This is a genomic window from Brucella sp. TWI559 (assembly GCF_039674265.1).
Taxonomy (GTDB): domain Bacteria; phylum Pseudomonadota; class Alphaproteobacteria; order Rhizobiales; family Rhizobiaceae; genus Brucella; species Brucella chromiisoli.
In genome coordinates this window covers 326,404-345,037 of sequence record NZ_JBDJNE010000002.1, presented here as the reverse complement: position 1 = coordinate 345,037, position 18,634 = coordinate 326,404, and the positions used below count along the sequence as shown (strand labels likewise).

The window sequence follows — 18,634 nt, the reverse complement described above, 5'->3', positions numbered from 1 at the left end:
TCCTGCCCGATGCAGGTGAGCCGAGTATCAACTGCTGACAGAACAATTGCTACTGAGAAAGCTAAAGCCGAAGAGGTGGATACTCACCCGCCCCCATTCCTCGTTTGCAACTCCGACCAGCCTCTCGGAATGGGGGCTGAACGTCAGCACCTGTCGCATCTCTATTTTGCTGGGAACGTCGCAACTTTAACTTGCTAAAACAAATCTTATAACAGGGGTGGGTTCTTGTTTGAAGTGCGACTTGCAAATGATAACATAGCTTACACAAAGCCTTTATGATCGCAGTGCAGTGGCAATCCGCATGCGGAGCGTCATCAGCGCCGGAACCATTGAAGCTGCCGCTGCAACAGCGATAAAGCTGAGAACAAGCCAGACATCGCTCATCGCAAACTCCACAGGCATTCTGACCGCCGTTGTTGCCGTAAGCCATGATGTGATGGCTTGTGCGACTGCATACCCAATTGCCAGCCCAAGAAATATCCCTAGAAGCAGCAGGAAAAACAACTCACCCCAGACAATTGCCATGATAGAGCGGACCGGCGCACCAAGCGCCCGTAATGCCCCTATCTGACGTTTACGCGCGCCGATATGCATGACCGCAACCAGCAACAAGGCGAAAACCACAATGACCTGTGTGCTGATGGCGATACCAAGCAGCAGACTGCGGGCATCCCCCAATGTTGAATAAAGCCGCGTGAGGACCTCTGCCGGAAAGATCGCCAATGTCCGATCAGAGCGATATTCTTGACGCAGCCGGTAAGCATCCGCAATGGTCTTCGGCTTGACGAGAATAGCAGGGATACCTGGGCTATCGGCATCGAAACTCTCGTCAAGGGCGGCATCGGTATTAATCTCGTCATCATGGTCAGCATGAGTGTGCTCTTCATGAGCCTCCATACCATGCAGCTGCCACACTGTGCGAATGGGCACCAGAATGGACCGATCCCATGCCGTGCCTGTCGGTGCCATTTTTCCTGCTACATGATAGCTCAATTCGGTATGTGCGTGTCCGCCGGTTTCGACAGTGCCGTGCATAGGATTGACCTTGGCTCCGACTGGCAGATCGACCGCCGAACCGATAACCGCTTCGCCCAAACGCGAGAATAGCGCGCCTTCAGCAAGTTTCGGCGACAAGGCCGAGATGAGCGCGGTTGTTGTGCCGACAATCGGAAAACCCATTGCGCTGTCACCAAAGCCAATGGGTGCCGCAAAAGCCACGCGATCATCATCGGCAAGCTTACCCAGCATCGCACCAGACATCAGCGGCAAAGGTGATGGTTGCAAAAAGACGGATGACAATGTGAGCTGCGTGTCACTTCCGGCAGCACCGATCACAAGGTCAAACTTGTCCGATGCGCGCGCCGTGCCAAGCCGCACCGCCCTCTCCTGCAAAGTGACAACAGAGCTTAAAGCAACCGACAACGCCAAAAGAACTATGATCGCAACGGCACCACTCCAGAAACGGCGTAGATCGGCAAGAATGAATGCAATCATGATAATGCTGTCTCCGCACTGTCCCTTGCAATCCTTCCACCTTCAAGACGAATGCGGCGCTGCAAATATTGCATCAACTGCGGATCATGCGTGACAACAACCAATGTCGCCTTCTCCTCGCTCGCAAGCCGCACCAGAAGCTCTGCAACATCGGCACCGGTTTTCTGATCCAAACTTGCTGTTGGCTCATCAGCCACGATCACACCGGGCTTTGAAAGAAGCGCGCGCGCAATCGCCACGCGCTGCATTTCACCGCGCGACAAGGTTTCGATATGCTGGGCAGGTCGTGCAATACCGACCGTTTCAAGCAATTGAAGAGCCCGTGCGCGATCTTCAGCCTTCACCCTGCCACTCAGTTTGAGTGGCAAAAGCACGTTGGCCAGCGCTGACAGGCCGGGAAACAGATGGAAATCCTGCATCACAAGCCCGATATTCCGGGCGCGAAAGGCATCGCGCTTGAAGGCAGACAAGCTGCTGATTTCCGTTCCACCCCAGACGACTTTTCCAGTCTTGATCGGCTCAAGGCCAGTTATGGCATTGACCAGCGTGCTTTTGCCCGAGCCAGATGCTCCTGTGATCGCCAGATGACCACCAGCGACCAGATTGAACTTTTCAATGGCAAGAACCGGCAGCTCAAGCCCCGGAAAGCGCACTTCCAGATTGGCAATATCGAGTGACAACCCCAAATGCTTGATAAGGTTCATCATCAGACCGTTTTGAAGGAAGCGTTACGCAGGCGAATTTGACTGACAAAGCCCGTTTCTGGATCGGTCCAGGAGCCATATTCCAGTGTGCCCGATGTCAAGATCGGCGCATTGAACTGCACAAATGTCTGTTTGGACGCCAGATAGACGACGATGATATTATCCGGCCAGTCGGAATCCGACGAGCAAAACGGGCAGATCGACATCGGAATTTCGGTCAGAACGAAGAAATTGGCCTCCGCCTTGAGTGGCGGCGCCATGAACCCGCTGATTGCCACTTCTTTGCCGGAAGCGTTTTTGACCTGATCGGAGAATTCCAGGCCCAGAACGCCAAAGCTTTTATAAAGATTATCGAAGCCAAGCTGCTCCGCGCCATTGGCCTTGTTAGCAATGCACATCAAGGGCACGGTTGCCAATGCGCCAAGCGTGAATTGCCTGCGATTGAAATGCTGTCCTGCGCGCATCTTGTACTCCCGGAATAAATGGACAGGCGGTTTGCCCGCCTGCCCTCATTTCAACGTGATTACTCGGACTTTGTTTTGCCAAGCGCGAAAGTGTCAGCGAGCACGCGGTAAACATCGCTCTGTTCCATGTAGCCACGCAGTTCCTCAGAACCTGGACCCGTTGCCTGCAGAACGACATCGTCGACCGCGTGAACGCCGCTATCATCTTCTTTCGGGATGTTGCCCTGAACAAAGACTGCGCCCGGAACGTCCTTATAGGCTTCATTGGCTACATATTCGCCCTTCTCGTTCTTAACGGCTGGCACGAAAGCGCCATCCATTTTTGGACGGAAGGTTTCATAATGATCCGGGCCGTTGTTGGCCGAAAGGAACAGACGACGCGACACGTCGATACGATCCGGGTAACCGTCGCCATTGGTGTCTTCGTAGTTCGGGAATCCGGCGGCATCATAAGTGCCGACCTTTTCGCGCATTTCATCCCCCGGCTTTTCATCATCGACCGTACCGATGATCGCAACGCCATGGGTATGATCGCCGGTGACAATGATCAGCGTATCCGGATTCTTTTCAGCAAATTCACGGGCAACCCCAACAGCCTTGTCGAACTCAATGGTTTCGACCAGTGCGCGGTCCCAATCCAGCGGATGACTCATCTTATCCACCGACGCAGCTTCAACCATCAGGAAGAATCCATCCGGATTTTTGGAGAGCTTTTCGAGAGCAGTCTTGGTCATTTCCACAAGACCCGGCTGGTTCGGGAATTTGTCAACCGTGCCCTTCTTGAGGAATTCGCGATCAAGCGTCACATCGAGGTTGCCAGTATGGAAAAGACCGAGCAACTTATCCTGATTGGACGTACCCGATGCAGCAAGCTCATCCTTGCTTGTGACCAGCGCGTAACCGGCATCCTTGAACAACTGGATATAGTCCTTGTCGTCCTTGCGCTTGGAACCCGGAACATCCTTGGCGAGGAAATAAGCCGACCCACCACCCAAAAGCACGTCCGGCTTCACATTATACATCATGCCGACAATATCAGCCTTGTCGGAACGCTTGCGTGTGTGTGCAACCAATGCTGCAGGCGTGGCGTCCTCAAGTTCGGCTGTTGAAACAATGCCAATCGACTTTTTGGTTTCGCGCCGCAGAGCCTCTGCAATGGTTTCGACCTTCGGATCGTCCTGGGTATCAGGCGTGCGGTCAGCATAAACGCCAAGTGCATTCACGCGTGACTTATGCCCCGTCATATAAGCCGACATGGTGTTGGCACTGTCAGTTGCAATCGAATGGGTGGACGATGTGCCAATGAAAGCGACTGGCGGAATATCATCCATGTTGAGGCGGCCATTGGCCTTCCCCTCAGTCATGCCCTTCGACATAATACGGGCGCCGGTACGGTGAGCAACCGAGAGACCGTCAGCAAGCAGGAAGATAATATTCTTCGCCTTGGCTTCCTTGCCGGTCGAGTAAACATCCCAGTTGACAGACCTGGTTTCATCACCGGCGGAAACTTCAACCTTATAATCGCCTGGCTTGCCGATCGTCAGGCCACGCAGAATAAGCGCAGAACCCAAAACCTTATCTTCAGTCCCCTTTTCTTCAGCGGTAAAGTCGGCTTTGCTGCCGAATACAGCCTCGTAGTCCTGACCATTGACGGTAACTTTCACGTCCTCGGGCTTCACGACCTTATCGAACTCAACCTTGAAATCGAAAGGCGAATTAACAAGGATTGTCGCCCGGTCAATCGGGTAGACGGTTGCAGCGCCAGCCGCTGTCGTCAGCATGGTTGCGGAGGCAAGAGAGAGAAGCAGTCTGCGCATATCAAGAATCTCCACTGTGTAAAGCGTGTGGAGAGGCTGATAAGAAAAATAGATGACACTGGTATAACAGTCGGCCGTTTAGGCTCAGGACTCATCAACTAAAACGATTGCGGCAGCATTCTGTGAAAGCCATTCATTTTATTTGATAAAGCAATTAAATCCGCAATATCGCCATTCAGGCTGAGTTCACTATTTAACAGCTAACGATTGTGTGAAGCTGTCGCACTTTGCTCTAAATTAGCAAATATCGATGGTAGCCATCAAGGGACATCACCCAAAGGTGATGTCCGCAATATCCGCCTTTGATAGAGCGGTCTCGGGACAAGCAGAAGCTTCCGAAGCTGCCGCTCTATTTTATTGAATTCTACGCATTTCCTAATGTGAAATCGGCTCACGCTTTTGCTGGAAATGCTCTAAGGAGCTGCGACATGTCTATTCGTTCGAAGCGCTTGATGCTTCTTGCAACGGTCGTCTTACCGGCACTCACAGTATCTATGATTACGCAGCCTGCGCGCGCGGAAACGCCTAATGCACTGATATTGCTTGCGCAAGATAGCAGCGACCAGCCATCTGACGATCAGGGCCTGCAACAACAGCAGGAAGAAGAGCTCAGACGCGCTCAAGAAGAGGCGCGCCGTGCAGCCGAAGAGCAGCAACGTGCGGCGGAGGAAGAAAGCCGCCGTCAGGCAGAGGAACAGCAAAGAGCCGCTCAGGAAGAAGCCGACCGTCAGGCGCAGGAGCAGCAGCGTGCCTCCGAGCAGGCTCAGCGCGAAGCCGCAGAGCAACAGCGGGCAGCTGAACAGCAGCGCTTGAACGAAGAGGAATTGCGCAAGCAGGCCGAGCAGGCGCGTCAGCAGGCTGAAGAACAGCAGCGTGCCGCAGAAGAGGAAATGCGGCGCCGCGCCGATGAAGCGCAAGAGGCCGCACAGGAAGAAGCCAAAAAGCAAGCGCGCGAACAAGAAAAGGCCGTGGAAGAAGCAAAGCGTCAAGCTGCGGAACAGCTGGCCAATGAAGAGCAGCAGAAGGCTATCGAGGAGCAGGCCCGCCAAAAGGCTGCTGAAGAAGCAGCAAAACAGGAGGCGGAGAAGCAGCGTTCTGTTGCAACACCGCCCGCACCTGTTGATACTCATGAGCCGGACGCGCCTGTTCGTGAACCAGAGACGAATCCCGAACCGCCCGCACAGTCAGCAGCACCCGATGAGAATAATCAGGCAGCACCAGAGCAGCGAGCACCGGCGGAAGTGCCAGTGAAAACTCCGACCGAGCAACCAGTCGAACAGCCGCGTGCGCAGCAGCAGGACCAACCAGCCGCCCCCACAGAGGCAATCGTTGATCCGCGCACCAATGCGGACAATCAGGAAATAGCCAAAGATCCCGCAAAGACCGACGACACTGTGGTTCTTCCGATCGAAAATGGTGCGGCGATCCTTGACAGCGACAAAGACGCTGACAATCGCGGCGGGCGTCAATCACGCGAGGAGCGCCGCAAACAGCGCGAACAGCAGCGTGCAGCAGAAGAAAACATTGTCCCACCCACAGATGATGCCGCCGCGCAGGTTGCAATTCCTGACACTCTGAAGGCTGAATTGCCCAAAAGGATGGAAGCAAATCTCAGAGAAGAAGGGGTTCGTAAAGAACAAGCCCCCGTCTTTGCCGTGCCGGACACAACGAATATTATCAACAATACGGTTGTGAATAATACCGTAGTGAATAATACGACTGTCAATAATGTAAACAACATCAATAACAACGTGACGAATGTTAAAGTTATAGAGCAGGTAGACAATCGCGTCATTCTGGAAACTGGAGATCGTATCTTTGTACGTGGGGATGACCGCCCTCGCCTGCGTCGCGATGCCAAACGTTCCTATTATGACGAACTCCCCGGTGGACGCTTGCGCGAAACAATCGTGCGCCCTGACGGTTATGAAATCGTGACTGTTTATAATCGCTATGGCGATATTATTCAGCGATCCCGTATAGATGATGATGGCAATGAATATCTGATGATGTATGCGCCTGACTATGATGATGGGCCGCGCGCGGCAATTGTCGATGTGGGCTATGATCTGCCGCCGATGCGTCTGACTGTGCCGGTTCGTGATTATATCATCGATGTTGCCGACGATCCCGATCGGGACTTCTATAATTTCCTCGCAAGGCCGCCTGTGGAGCGCATCGAACGCGTCTATACAATTGACGAAGTCAGACACTCAGCGCGTCTACGCGATAAGGTGCGTCGTATCGATCTTGATACAATTCACTTTGCAACAGGCAGTGCGGAGATATCGCTGTCTCAGGCCAAAACCCTGCGCAAAGTTGCGGATGCAATGCATAAAGTGCTTCAGAAAGATCCCGGAGAAACCTTCTTCATTGAAGGTCACACAGACGCAGTCGGTTCGGATTTGTCCAACCTTATTCTCTCTGACAAGCGATCAGAATCGGTTGCGAGCCTGTTAACCGAAGTCTATGACATCCCGGCTGAAAACCTGGTAACGCAAGGCTATGGCGAACGCTTTCTGAAAATCCGCACGCAATCTGCGGAACAGGAAAATCGACGTGTTACGATCCGCCGGGTTACGCCGCTGATACGTCCTGTCGCCCAACGATAATGAAACCCAAGCACAGGGTCAGGCATCCGCCCGGCCCTGTGCTTGGGATCGGATCCCTGCCGTCATAAAACTGAAGCCACGCGCGACGGCGTCGGATTCATATGTTCAACAACGATCAATTGATCAAACTCGCCGCGCTTAAAGGCGCGCAGAAAACGCTCGTAGTTCTTGAACACAACGCAGCCGTTGGAATCGCCATTTCGTCCCAGCATATAGGTATGCGCAAGAAGACCATCGCGATTATGTGGATTGCGGCCATCAACCGGCGTCAGGCGAATTGCTGCCACACCATGAAACAAGCTTTCGCGCATCCGCAAATTGTAAGTATGCGGTGGTGTTGCACCACGGTTTTTCTGTGTGACAGAACGCGGATTATCGCGCATCGGGCCAATGCCTGAATGCGCCTCCAGTTTTTCACCGTTCGGCAAATAGACGGTTGCGGCAGAAATATCATAAATCGCTGCATGCTTAGCAGTCGGTGATCGAAACAATCGTCTGAGAAGGCCCTCGTGCTTTGGCTCTTCGGTCTTTTCAGTCGCCGGTGCGTAGGCCAGTTTGGCAGCCTCTTGCTTGCGCGGCTGTGCAACAACTGGCTTACGCGACGGCAGCGGTACATCTTCAGGCACAAACAATTCAGGCGCTGCTTTAGCAGAAGCCTGCAGTGGAACCCGATAAGGAGCAGTTTGAGGGACAACTGTCACCGCCGGGCTTGCTTCGGCTGCCGGAGTAAACGGCACGCGCTCAGCGCGAGGTTCGATTATGGGCGCTACTGCTGCCGGCTTTTCTTCAACGATACCTTCGGCGCCGATATCAGCAATAATATTGGCATCGTGATCCAGCTTGTTACGATGCCAATCGAGATTGGAATAAGGCATATTGGCAGTATAGGCTTCGATAAAACGCTGACGGATCACATGATCTATACCGATTTTGTGATTAACCACTCCAAGCTGCCGTGGCATGGCCTCGGGTAAACGCCGCATAACCGGGGCGAAAGGTACAAAAGCAGGCAAAGCCGCTTCCATAACGCCGAATGCCCCTATCATGCAGCTGCCTGCAATCAGCCCGGCACAGGTAAATGTAACAAAACGCGCCAGTTTGCTGCGCTGCTGTGCAGTAAAGGGTTTCCAGATATTTATATTAAACTGAAATCTTGAATCAAATGTATCTGTAACCAGCGCCATTGTACTAAACCCGAATAAAATAAAATTTCGAGCCAGCCCTTTGCAACAAGAATTCGGCGAAAAAGCGAATAGGTTTGCTTCGAAGCGCTGACTGGAAAGCCATGCCCAGCATGAAGAATTATGGTAACTAAATTATTTACGCTCCGAATTTTAGCAGGAGATATAACGAAAATTTTGCTCAACAATTATATCAAGCGGTGAGAAGATAATCAGCATGGACGGCACTCGGGAACTCGTGCCCTTCAACACCCACTCGATTACGGCCTCGCTTTTTTACGCGCATCAAAGCTATGTCGGCGCGCTCGGCGGCTGCCCATAACGTCTCACGTTGGCGCAGCATTGCAATGCCGAAACTGCTGGTCGCCCGGCGCCCAGGAGGCAAAACCGAAAAAGGATAGCGCGCAATTTTGTTACAAAGCCTATTGCCGAACATTTCACATTGCTCCGGTGTACCTTTTACAAGCAATAGAAACTCCTCCCCGCCAATGCGAGCAACGATACTGCTGCCATCTGCGATGCTGCGTAGCAGGTTTGAAAACTCTATCAGCAATTGATCACCGGCGGCATGACCGAAGTCATCGTTAATTGCCTTGAAATGATCAATGTCAGCCATGATAATGGCATGATTTTGGTAATCCTCCGTGGCTAGCCACTTGTTAGCATATCGTTCGAGTCCGCGGCGGTTGAGGATACCGGTCATGGGATCTGCATCCCGCTCATGCTGCAATTCGTTGATGACATCAGAGGTTGCGACCACCAAAATCAGAAGACCTAACAATACCCCTGCGAAGGAAAGTCCGATCGTGGCGATCCCCCAATACCGCGACTCGACAAGCTGCTCAGGGCTTAAGACGTCATTGAGCATTCCAATTGTGAAAACACTGCGCAAAAAGAAATGGGCTGCGAAGACAATCAGCGCATCGTGAAAAATACGCTCAACCCAATCGCCTTTGCGCCATTCCCGAGACTTGAAACAAAGAATGGTCAGCAAAGAGCCCAAGCCAAAGTTGGCAGCTGTTGTCATGTCCCCGTATGGCATGCCCGCATGCGTCATATAACCGATACTAATCAGCGTTATTGCGCAGATGAAGCTACCTGCAAATGGTGAAAACTGCTTCCCAAGCCGCAGCATGACCGCTTCGCAAAACATAAGGCAGGCAGCAAGATAAAACGCCGTTGCCACAAGGGCCGCAACCTCAAGGCGCGGAAAAACCTGCAATATCTGGACCAGCAACCCACATGTGAAAGTTGCAAAGCTTAATCCGAAAAACAGCATATGCCTGCGCTTCATATCCAGCATCCATACGCCGCATATCGTCGTTGCAAATAGCATGATCAGCAAAGGTGGGACGAACTTCACGTGTAATCCTGCAGGTTAAAAAACAGTTAAAAATTCAAATTCAATGTTACTTCGAATGATATACAATTTGGAAAGTCAAGGTAAGTTTTGTTGATTATAAGTAGATCTGAATTTAAGTTTCAGTGTATATTTTATAAGTGAAAACTAATAATTGATGATAAACAATCATATCGAGCGGGTACATGATCATCGGGGTGTCTTTTATGGGAATTTTTATCCACAGATACAGTAAGTGATTATGTCTGCGGCGTAGCGATTTCTCAGCATCTATTCATCGGGATTGAAATCGACGCTTTGAATCTCGTCCGACATTTGTGCGGCCCTCTCGCCAACAGGTGCCCAGTGGAGCCAAGTCACCGGTATTACCTGTTACTAATTATATTGCGGGCTTGGTACAGAGTTAACAAAATGCCATTTTATTGCTTCACGCCTTGTCAATCCCAAAGGGCATAAGGATGCTGCCTTATTGCGGAGAAATGAAATGCGCCATCAGTTCGACCTCTTTACTCCTCCCGTTGTGGATGAGGAAAAACGGACAGCACGGCGCACTGCCCGCGCCAGAACCGGAAAAATGACGGGTCCTGATGAAGCGGAAATGGTCAAACTTCTTAAAGACAGCGGGCGTTATCGCATATTACAGCGCCTTGATCCGCCGCCGACCGTGCCAGATGCTGATAAGCTCGCTTTTCCACGGCTTGGCGTTGTGGTCGATACGGAAACAACAGGGCTGAGTGCCGCGCAGGAAGAAATTATCGAAATTGGTGCAGTGGCCTTCCGCTATGCTGATGATGGATCAATTGGTGATGTCTGCGCAACTTTTAGCGCCTTGCAGGAGCCATCGAAGCCCATTCCGGCAGAAATAACCCGCATCACCGGCATTACGGATGAAATGGTTGCAGGACAGATTATTCCGCGCGCAAAGCTGGAAGCGCTGATCTCTCAAGCTGACATTATCATCGCGCACAATGCGGGCTTTGACCGGCCTTTTCTGGAGCGTTTTTCGCCGGTTTTCGAGAACAAGCCCTGGGCCTGTTCGGTCAAGGAAATCGATTGGACTGCACGCGGGTTTGAAGGAACCAAGCTCGGCTATCTGATCGGCCAGAGCGGATATTTCCATAATGGTCACCGGGCCGAAGATGATTGTCAGGCGCTGCTTGCCGTTTTGAAGGAAAAATCGGGAAAGACCACTCCTTTTGCCGAATTGCTCAAATCAAGCCAGAAATCGCGGCTGCGAATTTATGCCGAAAACAGCCCTTTTGAAATGAAAGACAAACTGAAAGAGCGCCGCTATCGCTGGTCAGATGGCAGCGATGGACGTCCGAAATCCTGGTGGACAGAAATCGGGGAAGATGAACTCGAGGCCGAACTCGAATATTTGCGCACGGAGATTTACGCGTGGCGCGATGCCGATCCGCTGATCCAGAAGCTCACCGCAGTGGATCGTTATAAAGAACGTTCGCCACTCAGACCAAAATAAGAAAAAGGCCGCATGACGCGGCCATTTTCTATCCTGCAATGATAGGCCATGGCTTTTGCGCTGGTCGCATATCCTCATAAGCTTTTGCAAGCCGAAGAACGCCCAGATCATCAAAGCGCTGCCCGAAAATCTGCAATCCGATCGGCAATCCCTTCGACGTATAGCCGCAGTTGATTGAAATTGCTGGCTGCTCCGACATATTCATCGCAACGGTAAATGCGATATGCTCGAACGGACGCTGCGGATCATTGACAGGAGAAGCCCATTCCGCCGGATAGGTCGGCATCGGTGAGGTTGGCGAAAGAATAAAATCGAAGTTGTTCGATGCGGCCAATGCTGCGTAGCGCATAGCATCAATCTGCGCAAAGCCCGTATAGACTTCTTCGCCGGTCAGCGATTTCGCAGTTTCCGTCCATTGATAAATATAAGGCAGGATTTTAGCGCGATTTTCCGGCGTCATTTTCGAGACATCTGCCCATGAGCGGGCACGCCAGAAGCGATCAAGACCGTCAATCATGGTGCGATTGAGGAAAGGCTCAACCGGCTCGATAATCGCTCCTGCATCCGCAAAAGCTTTGGCTGCGGCCTCAACGGCCAAACGGGTTTCCTCACCGGTTGTTTCGCCAAAACCGGCATCAAGCCAAAGTCCAATCTTTAGGCCCTTCACATCGATATTGAGGTCCATCCAGTCAATATCCTGATAAGGAAGGCTCATGGCATCGCGGCGATCGGGTCTCGAAAGCACCGACATGTAAAGCGCATTATCAGCAACAGTTCGCGTCATTGGCCCTGCAACGCGGCCAAGAAATGCCGGATCAATCGGAATACGTCCAAAAGACGGTTTTAGGCCAACCAGTCCACACCAGCCTGCTGGCAAACGAATGGAACCGCCAATGTCGGTCCCGATGTGCAACGGGCCGTAACCTGCCGCCCCTGCACTGCCTGCACCGGCACTTGAACCACCCGGATTGGTAGTCAGATCCCATGGATTGCGTGCAAGTTTATGAAAGCTCGAAAGCCCCGACGAGAGCATGCCAAGATCAGGCATGGTTGTTTTTGCCAAAAGCACACCACCGGACTCGCGGGTGCGTGCTGCGGGCGGGGCATCAACCGCAGCAGGCTTAAGCGGCAATGCCGCACAACCAAGCGGCACGGCTGTGCCTTGCGTGGCAATGTTTTCCTTGATCGTCAGCGGCACACCGTCAATCGGACCGGCAGGTGTCGCCTTCGCCCAACGCTCTTCTGAAGCTTTTGCCGATGCAAGTGCTGCATCAGGATCATAAGCCCAAAGCGCATTCAGCTTTGGCTCATAAGCTTCGATACGCTCAATAACGGCTTGCGTAACCTCAACGGGAGAAAGGGATTTGGCTTTATAAGCGGAGACGAGTTCGACGGCTGACAAATCGGCAAGTTCAGACATGGTGTTCCCTTATTTCATTCCGGCAATCTGAGTGTAGAATCAACGCGCCGTGCGCGTTTGCGGCGTCCTGCAAACGGCTTGGGCACAGCATCGACAAGCGCGCGCGTATAATCATGCTGCGGGTTATCGAAGACTTCGTTCGTCGGTCCCTGTTCGACAATATTGCCGTGATAAATCACGGCCACGCGGTCGGTGATTGCGCGCACAACGCCAAGATCATGGCTGATAAACAGATAGCTGAGGCCAAATTTTTCCTGCAAATCCATCATCAGATTAAGAACCTGCGCCTGAATAGAAACATCAAGCGCCGAAACGGGTTCGTCAGCAACGATGAGCGCGGGTTTGGTGATCAATGCGCGAGCGATTGCGATACGCTGGCGTTGTCCGCCAGAAAACTCATGCGGATATTTTTCGGCGGAAGCTTTCGGCAGGCCAACGGCTTCCAGCACTTCCGCCACGCGCTCATCACGCTCTTTGCTACTTGTGCCGCGCTCCAGAGACACAATCGGCTCTGAAATAATGCGCCTGACCGTATGGCGCGGGTCAAGAGAGCCATAAGGGTCTTGAAAAATTGCCTGAAACCCTTTTCTCGCTTCGCGTAGGCTGGAACGATCAAGGGCGTAAATATCCTGACCATTGATCAGAATCTGGCCCGACTGGGGACGTTCCAATCCCATGACGGCACGTGCGAGCGTGGACTTTCCCGATCCACTTTCACCAACGATACCAAGGCTTTGTCCGGCTTCAATCTCGACATTCACGCCATGCAGAACACGCAGCGATCCAGGTTTCGAAAGAAAGGATGGGCGCGGCAGCTGATATTCGCGCACGACATTGCGAACCTGCAAAATCATTTTGTTCATGCGATCACCTCGCCTTCGCATGGATGAAGACAGGCGGCACGATGGCTTGTTCCTTCGCTTTCACCAATAAGATCAAGCGGTGGAATGATTTGACGACAGTCACCTTCGACAAAAGCACATCGATCCGCGAAGCTGCAATAAGGCGGCCGTGCCAGCGGGTCTGGCACAACGCCCGGAATTGCGGCAAGGCGCTGTCGCGGCTGTGAATGATCTCTCACAAGATTAGCCCCATGAGGAGAAGCTGCGAAAAGGCCCCGCGCATAAGGATGCGCCATGCGATGAAATACAGCGTCCGTTTGGCCAGTTTCGACAATGCGTCCTGCATACATGACGGCAATGCGGTCGGTCATTTCTGAAACCACGCCAAGATCATGGGTGATCAGCATCAGGGCCGTTCCAGTTTCATTGATCAGATCATCCATCAGATCAAGGATTTGCGCCTGAACAGTCACATCGAGCGCTGTTGTTGGTTCGTCGGCGATCAGCAGATCAGGCTCGCAGGCAATCGCCATGGCAATCATCACGCGTTGGCGCTGGCCACCTGAAAGCTGATGCGGATAAAGATCAAGATTAAAGCGCGGTGCAGGCAAACCAACGCGGTCGAGAAGCTGGCGCGCTTTGCGCTCCGCGTCAGCTCGGCTTTCACCCAAATGCAGTCGACGTCCTTCTGCAATTTGTGCGCCGATGGATTTAACCGGATTGAGCGCGGTCATCGGCTCCTGAAAGATCATCGCCATGCGCCGTCCGCGCATTTTACAAAGCTGCGCTTCCGGCATATTCGCCAGATCCTGACCATTGAAACGCAATGTACCACGCACACGCATTCGGTCAGGCAGCAGGCCCATGGCGGCAAGGGCTGTGATGGACTTGCCGCTGCCGGATTCTCCGACAACTCCAAGCCGTTCGCCGCGATTAAGCGTAAGCGTGATGCCCGACACGATGTCAGCCGTGCGCACGCCAAATGGCAATTCGACGGACATGTTGTCCATTTCAAGCAAAGGTGTGGTCATCTCTGCCTCCTCACGCGTGGGTCAAGCACGTCACGCAAACCATCACCCAGCATATTGAGACCCAGAACTGCGAAGGTGATCGCAAGGCCGGGGAAAATTGCGAGCCACGGCGCGTCATAGATAAATGTCTGCGCATCATTGAGCATCTTGCCCCAGCTTGGCATTGGAGGCTGCGTTCCAAGTCCAACATAAGACAGGCCGGCTTCGGCAACGATTGCGAGTGCGAACTGGATTGTCGCCTGCACAATCAACACATGGTTGATATTGGGCAGTACATGCAAAAGCGTGATCGATATATCGCCGCGCCCTGCGCAGCGCGCTGCCTGCACATATTCGCGTTTCCATAGGCCGAGCGATGCACCACGTGTGACACGGGCAAAGACCGGAATGTTAAAAATACCAATGGCAATCATTGCATTAACCGCACCGGGGCCAAAAATGGCCGTGATGATGACGGCGGTCAGCAATGCCGGAAATGCAAAGGCCAGATCGGTCATGCGCATCACAAAACCATCGATCATTCCGCCGCGCGCCGCAGCAAACGCTCCAAGTGGAATGCCAAGACCCGCGCCAACCAATACAGCAATAAGTGACACAGCGATGGAATTGCGCGCACCAACCATGATCATCGAAAAGACATCACGGCCAAAATTATCTGTGCCAAACAGATGCGTAAGGCTTGGCCCTTGCAATTTTTCGCGGAAATTCATGGCGGTTGGCGAATAGGGCGTCCAAAAATAGGACGCGACAGCCATTGCCACCAGAATAACTGTAATCAACGCGCCAATCATAAGGCTACGGCTTAAAAACAATGTCCGAAAGCGGTTTGGTTTGGCGGACACCTGAACATCACTCATCGGTTGCCTCCTGTCGAAAGGCGGGGATCAATGAAGCCATAGACCAGATCAACAATGAAATTGACGGCAATCACAGATGCGGCGAGCAGCGTTACCAGTGATTGCACGGTCACAAGATCGCGTTGTGCAATCGCCTGAAACACCAGACGCCCCAGGCCAGGGAGATTAAAAACATTCTCGATGATGATGGTTCCCGCCAGCAGGAATGAAAATTGCAGGCCGATGATGGTGACAACGGGGATCAGTGCATTGGGTACCGCATGCCGCCAGAGTGCCGCCTTGCGTGTCAGCCCCTTGGCGCGCGCGGTGCGTACAAAATCTTCGCCCAATGTTTCAATCACCGCCGAGCGTGTGACACGGGCAAGGATGGCGGCAAGCGGCAAAGCAAGAGCCAAAGCGGGCAAAAACAACGACCGAAGGCCGTTCAAGACCCCATCTTCCCAGCCAGCGAAACCCGAAGCCGGGAACCATCGAAGCTGCAAAGCAAACAAAAGGATGAGGAGCAGTCCGAGCCAAAAATTTGGAATAGCAACGCCAACCTGTGCCACGCCCATGGAAAGGACGTCGCCAGTCTTGCCGCGTTTTGATGCTGCATAAACGCCCACCGGAATGGCAACTGCCACCGAAAGCAACATGGAAAGCAAAGACAGCGGCAGCGTGACCATGATGCGCGGGCCGAGCAATTCACTGATCGGCACTGAATAGGTGTAACTTGTGCCGAAATCACCTTTCAGAAAGCCACCGATCCACGAAAGATAGCGCCACCAGAGCGGCTGATCGAGGCCCAGCTGCTGATGCAATGCAGCCAGTGTTTCCGGCTGCGCATTGATCCCGAGGATCACGGCTGCGGGATCTCCCGGCAAAACCTGCATTAGCAAAAAGACGATGACGGAAGCCGCAAGCGTCGTAAGTAAGAGCGATACGAACCGCCCGGATATATAAGCCAGCAATGCGACCTCCTTGGAAAGCAGGATTTCCCACTTTCCACATTCCAATCTGCCAAGCGCCTTCCCCTTGTTTTTATGGAGCGCATAGCCATTCTTCGTGTCAGTATTCGCCCTTTTGCATTACGCATCGGGGCGAAACCATTTTAGTTTTCCCAGTATGCCTGTGTGAGATCGTTCGCCGGGATCGGCATATTCTTCCACACACCCTTCACGTTCTTGTTCCACACACCAATTTTTGGCAGCGCATAAAGGAAGATATTCGGCTCATCGGCGGCAAGCTTTTCCTGTAGCTTCTTGACGAGTTCGAGTTGTTCTTCATCACTGCCAGCTTCGGCATAGGCTTTGTAGAGCGCCTTATATTCCGGGCTGTTATAGTTGAAGTAGTACTTATCACGCGCATAGATATCGAGATCGCGCGGTTCGGTATGCGCGATGATCGTCGCATCAAAATCCGAACGCTTGAACACCTGATCAAGCCACTGCGCAAATTCCATTGGCACCAGATTGGCCTGAATACCGACTTCTGCCAGCATCGCGGCAATGATCTCGCCGCCACGACGCGCATAGGCCGGTGGTGGGAGCGTGATGGTGATTGACGTGCCAGCCGGAATACCGGCCTCTTCCAGCAACTGTTTTGCTTTCGCCGGATCATAAGGATAGGTTTCCGACAAATCGACATAGCCCGGATCGACCGGCGCGTAATGTGATCCGATTGGCGTACCAAACCCGGCGTAAGTGCCTTCAATCAGGCCCTTGCTGTCGATAGCGTGGGCCAGTGCCTGACGAACTTTTACATTGTCGAAAGGTGCTTTTGCATTGTTAAGCGACAGCAGAACCTTGCCTGCCGTATCACCAACTTCAACATGCAGCTTGTCATCACTCTCAAAACGGCTGATCAGCTCCGGTGCCTGAAACATCGGGAACAGATCAATGTCACCAGCAAGAATGGCAGCTGCGGCAGCCGATGGATCACTGATGAAACGGAAAGTGACGGCTGAGAGCTTTGCAGGCTCGCCCCAATAATCGGGATTGCGTTCAAGCTCTACGCGATCGCCCTGTACCCAGCGCTTGAACTTGAACGGACCCGTGCCAACCGGCTTGGTCTTGTTGTCAGGTGCAGAATTAGGCGCAATCATTACCGCATCGCCCCACCCCATATTGAACAAAAAGTTCGAACTTGGGCGTTTGAGGGTGACAACAGCCGTCGCAGGATCAGGACATTGTGTGCTTGCGATCGGCTCAAAAAGGCCCTTCTGCGCATTGGTGGAATCTGGGGCGACTGCACGCTCATAGGAGAACTTTACCACCGCGCAATCAAACGGCGTGCCATCGTGAAACTTCACGCCTTCGCGCAGCTTGAATGTATAGGTTTTCTTGTCGTCGGACACCGTCCAGCTTTCCGCGAGAAGCGGTTTGACGGTGCCATCTTCAACAATACGCACCAAACCTTCATAAAGATTGGCATAGGTAACCTGTCTGATACCAGCTGCAGCATTTGCCGTCGGATCAAGGCCCGGCGGCTCCAGCACTTCGCCAACCACCAGTGTGTCTTTTGCAAAAGCACCGTTGATCGATGCCAGCATCGTGGCTGTTATCAGCCCGGCTTTCAGCAGCTTACCCATGACTCCCCTTTTCCTATAATTATTTAAATCGAACGCCCGCCATCCACGTCGAGCGCAACCCCTGTAATCATAGAGGCTTGAGGCGAGCAAAGGAAAGCCGCAGCTTCAGCCAAATCATCAGGTTTCAAAAGCCGGCCCATCGGAATGGAATCGCGAAATTTTTTGCGGATTTCTTCGCTGTCTTCGCCCATAAATGTGGTCAGAAGCGGTGTTTCACCCGCAACCGGATTGAGCGCGACAACACGAATTTTTGCCGGTGCAAGTTCGATTGCAAGCGCTTTGGTTACAGAAACAACCCAGCCTTTGGTGGCATTATACCAGGCGAGATTCGGCCGCGGACGCCCCGCGCCTGTCGATGCAACATTGAGGATGACCCCCTCCCCATTAGCCTTGAAATGCGGAATCAGCCTGCGCGTCATAAGGTAAACGCCACGCACATTGACGCCCAGAATGCGATCAAACTCATCGGGCTCAACCAGTTCAGCACTTTGCGGCTTATGTCCGATACCGGCATTGTTGATCAGAATATCAACTTTGCCGAATTTTGAAATTGCAGCCTCGACAGCTGCATCCACATCCGCTTCGCTCGAAATATCGGCGGCGACAGCGAGTGCTGCATCACCGATTTCTCCCGCTACACGTTCGGCTCCCACTTTATCTCGGTCGACGATAACGACCTTCGCGCCGCCTGCAACAAAGCGCTTCGCCATGCCTTCGCCAAATCCCGAACCTGCTCCTGTAATGAGCGCGACCTTACCTTCAAGCGACACTGTCATTCTCCAAAATGCAATTTCCTGCGCATT

16 protein-coding genes are annotated in these 18,634 nt (G+C 52.8%); 3 read left to right on the top strand and 13 right to left on the bottom strand.

Features of this window, described 5'->3' with window-relative positions:
* Window positions 1–198, top strand: a 198-nt coding sequence (locus ABE530_RS05705; RefSeq protein WP_499693904.1) for a hypothetical protein, incomplete at its 5' end; no start/stop codon positions are given.
* Between the two features lie 75 nt (window positions 199–273).
* Here ABE530_RS05705 and ABE530_RS05700 read toward each other — a convergent pair.
* From ABE530_RS05700 to ABE530_RS05685, 4 genes are read right to left on the bottom strand one after another with little or no spacing between them, the layout of a single operon-like run.
* Window positions 274–1,494: an ABC transporter permease gene (locus ABE530_RS05700; protein WP_499693903.1), complete on the bottom strand. Its 1,221-nt coding sequence runs from the start codon at window positions 1,492–1,494 to the stop codon at window positions 274–276.
* On the bottom strand, window positions 1,491–2,201 hold the full coding sequence (locus ABE530_RS05695; RefSeq protein WP_499693902.1) for an ABC transporter ATP-binding protein: 711 nt from the start codon (window positions 2,199–2,201) through the stop codon (window positions 1,491–1,493). Before ABE530_RS05695 ends, ABE530_RS05700 begins: the two co-directional genes overlap by 4 nt.
* Window positions 2,201–2,662 carry a hypothetical protein gene (locus ABE530_RS05690; protein WP_499693901.1) on the bottom strand — a complete coding sequence of 154 codons (462 nt, stop codon included), beginning with the start codon at window positions 2,660–2,662 and terminating at the stop codon, window positions 2,201–2,203. Before ABE530_RS05690 ends, ABE530_RS05695 begins: the two co-directional genes overlap by 1 nt.
* Before the next feature lie 59 nt (window positions 2,663–2,721).
* Window positions 2,722–4,479: an alkaline phosphatase gene (locus ABE530_RS05685; RefSeq protein WP_499693900.1), complete on the bottom strand. Its 1,758-nt coding sequence runs from the start codon at window positions 4,477–4,479 to the stop codon at window positions 2,722–2,724.
* Window positions 4,480–4,907: 428 nt separating this feature from the next.
* Between ABE530_RS05685 and ABE530_RS05680 the strand changes: the two genes are divergently transcribed.
* Window positions 4,908–7,091: an OmpA family protein gene (locus tag ABE530_RS05680; protein WP_499693899.1), complete on the top strand. Its 2,184-nt coding sequence runs from the start codon at window positions 4,908–4,910 to the stop codon at window positions 7,089–7,091.
* A 62-nt stretch (window positions 7,092–7,153) separates the two neighbouring features.
* Here ABE530_RS05680 and ABE530_RS05675 read toward each other — a convergent pair whose 3' ends face one another.
* Both ABE530_RS05675 and ABE530_RS05670 read right to left on the bottom strand, forming a co-directional pair.
* Window positions 7,154–8,137 (bottom strand): DUF2778 domain-containing protein, encoded by a 984-nt coding sequence (locus ABE530_RS05675; RefSeq protein ID WP_499693898.1) that lies wholly within the window; start codon window positions 8,135–8,137, stop codon window positions 7,154–7,156.
* Between the two features lie 328 nt (window positions 8,138–8,465).
* A complete protein-coding gene (locus ABE530_RS05670; protein WP_265984273.1) occupies window positions 8,466–9,635 on the bottom strand; it encodes a GGDEF domain-containing protein in 1,170 nt (389 codons plus the stop codon).
* A 481-nt stretch (window positions 9,636–10,116) separates the two neighbouring features.
* Between ABE530_RS05670 and ABE530_RS05665 the strand changes: the two genes are divergently transcribed.
* Window positions 10,117–11,112, top strand: coding sequence for a 3'-5' exonuclease (locus ABE530_RS05665; RefSeq protein ID WP_499693897.1), 996 nt, complete (start codon window positions 10,117–10,119; stop codon window positions 11,110–11,112).
* A gap of 28 nt (window positions 11,113–11,140) precedes the next feature.
* Here ABE530_RS05665 and ABE530_RS05660 read toward each other — a convergent pair whose 3' ends face one another.
* From ABE530_RS05660 to ABE530_RS05630, 7 genes are all read right to left on the bottom strand, one after another.
* The gene (locus ABE530_RS05660) at window positions 11,141–12,532 is read right to left on the bottom strand and encodes an amidase (protein ID WP_499693896.1); all 1,392 of its coding nucleotides are present in this window, start codon (window positions 12,530–12,532) and stop codon (window positions 11,141–11,143) included.
* 14 nt (window positions 12,533–12,546) lie between these two features.
* Window positions 12,547–13,395 (bottom strand): ATP-binding cassette domain-containing protein, encoded by an 849-nt coding sequence (locus ABE530_RS05655; protein WP_499693895.1) that lies wholly within the window; start codon window positions 13,393–13,395, stop codon window positions 12,547–12,549.
* Window positions 13,392–14,405 carry an ABC transporter ATP-binding protein gene (locus ABE530_RS05650; RefSeq protein WP_499693894.1) on the bottom strand — a complete coding sequence of 338 codons (1,014 nt, stop codon included), beginning with the start codon at window positions 14,403–14,405 and terminating at the stop codon, window positions 13,392–13,394. The genes ABE530_RS05655 and ABE530_RS05650 overlap by 4 nt, the downstream gene beginning before the upstream one ends.
* Window positions 14,402–15,262, bottom strand: coding sequence for an ABC transporter permease (locus ABE530_RS05645; RefSeq protein ID WP_499693893.1), 861 nt, complete (start codon window positions 15,260–15,262; stop codon window positions 14,402–14,404). The genes ABE530_RS05650 and ABE530_RS05645 overlap by 4 nt, the downstream gene beginning before the upstream one ends.
* A complete protein-coding gene (locus tag ABE530_RS05640) occupies window positions 15,259–16,212 on the bottom strand; it encodes an ABC transporter permease (protein WP_499693892.1) in 954 nt (317 codons plus the stop codon). Before ABE530_RS05640 ends, ABE530_RS05645 begins: the two co-directional genes overlap by 4 nt.
* Window positions 16,213–16,352: 140 nt before the next feature.
* On the bottom strand, window positions 16,353–17,831 hold the full coding sequence (locus ABE530_RS05635; RefSeq protein ID WP_499693891.1) for an ABC transporter substrate-binding protein: 1,479 nt from the start codon (window positions 17,829–17,831) through the stop codon (window positions 16,353–16,355).
* Window positions 17,832–17,854: 23 nt separating this feature from the next.
* Window positions 17,855–18,601 (bottom strand): glucose 1-dehydrogenase, encoded by a 747-nt coding sequence (locus ABE530_RS05630; RefSeq protein ID WP_265984284.1) that lies wholly within the window; start codon window positions 18,599–18,601, stop codon window positions 17,855–17,857.
* Window positions 18,602–18,634 lie beyond the last annotated feature (33 nt).

What these genes read in the sequence shown, in the direction of transcription:
- ABE530_RS05635 (WP_499693891.1), bottom strand. Translation starts at nt 17,831, where the DNA reads ATGGGTAAGCTGCTGAAAGCCGGGCTGATAACAGCCACGATGCTGGCA.
- ABE530_RS05665 (WP_499693897.1), top strand. Translation starts at nt 10,117, where the DNA reads ATGCGCCATCAGTTCGACCTCTTTACTCCTCCCGTTGTGGATGAGGAA.
- ABE530_RS05660 (WP_499693896.1), bottom strand. Translation starts at nt 12,532, where the DNA reads ATGTCTGAACTTGCCGATTTGTCAGCCGTCGAACTCGTCTCCGCTTAT.
- ABE530_RS05680 (WP_499693899.1), top strand. Translation starts at nt 4,908, where the DNA reads ATGTCTATTCGTTCGAAGCGCTTGATGCTTCTTGCAACGGTCGTCTTA.
- ABE530_RS05650 (WP_499693894.1), bottom strand. Translation starts at nt 14,405, where the DNA reads ATGACCACACCTTTGCTTGAAATGGACAACATGTCCGTCGAATTGCCA.
- ABE530_RS05655 (WP_499693895.1), bottom strand. Translation starts at nt 13,395, where the DNA reads ATGAACAAAATGATTTTGCAGGTTCGCAATGTCGTGCGCGAATATCAG.
- ABE530_RS05695 (WP_499693902.1), bottom strand. Translation starts at nt 2,201, where the DNA reads ATGATGAACCTTATCAAGCATTTGGGGTTGTCACTCGATATTGCCAAT.
- ABE530_RS05700 (WP_499693903.1), bottom strand. Translation starts at nt 1,494, where the DNA reads ATGATTGCATTCATTCTTGCCGATCTACGCCGTTTCTGGAGTGGTGCC.
- ABE530_RS05685 (WP_499693900.1), bottom strand. Translation starts at nt 4,479, where the DNA reads ATGCGCAGACTGCTTCTCTCTCTTGCCTCCGCAACCATGCTGACGACA.
- ABE530_RS05690 (WP_499693901.1), bottom strand. Translation starts at nt 2,662, where the DNA reads ATGCGCGCAGGACAGCATTTCAATCGCAGGCAATTCACGCTTGGCGCA.
- ABE530_RS05675 (WP_499693898.1), bottom strand. Translation starts at nt 8,137, where the DNA reads ATGATAGGGGCATTCGGCGTTATGGAAGCGGCTTTGCCTGCTTTTGTA.
- ABE530_RS05645 (WP_499693893.1), bottom strand. Translation starts at nt 15,262, where the DNA reads ATGAGTGATGTTCAGGTGTCCGCCAAACCAAACCGCTTTCGGACATTG.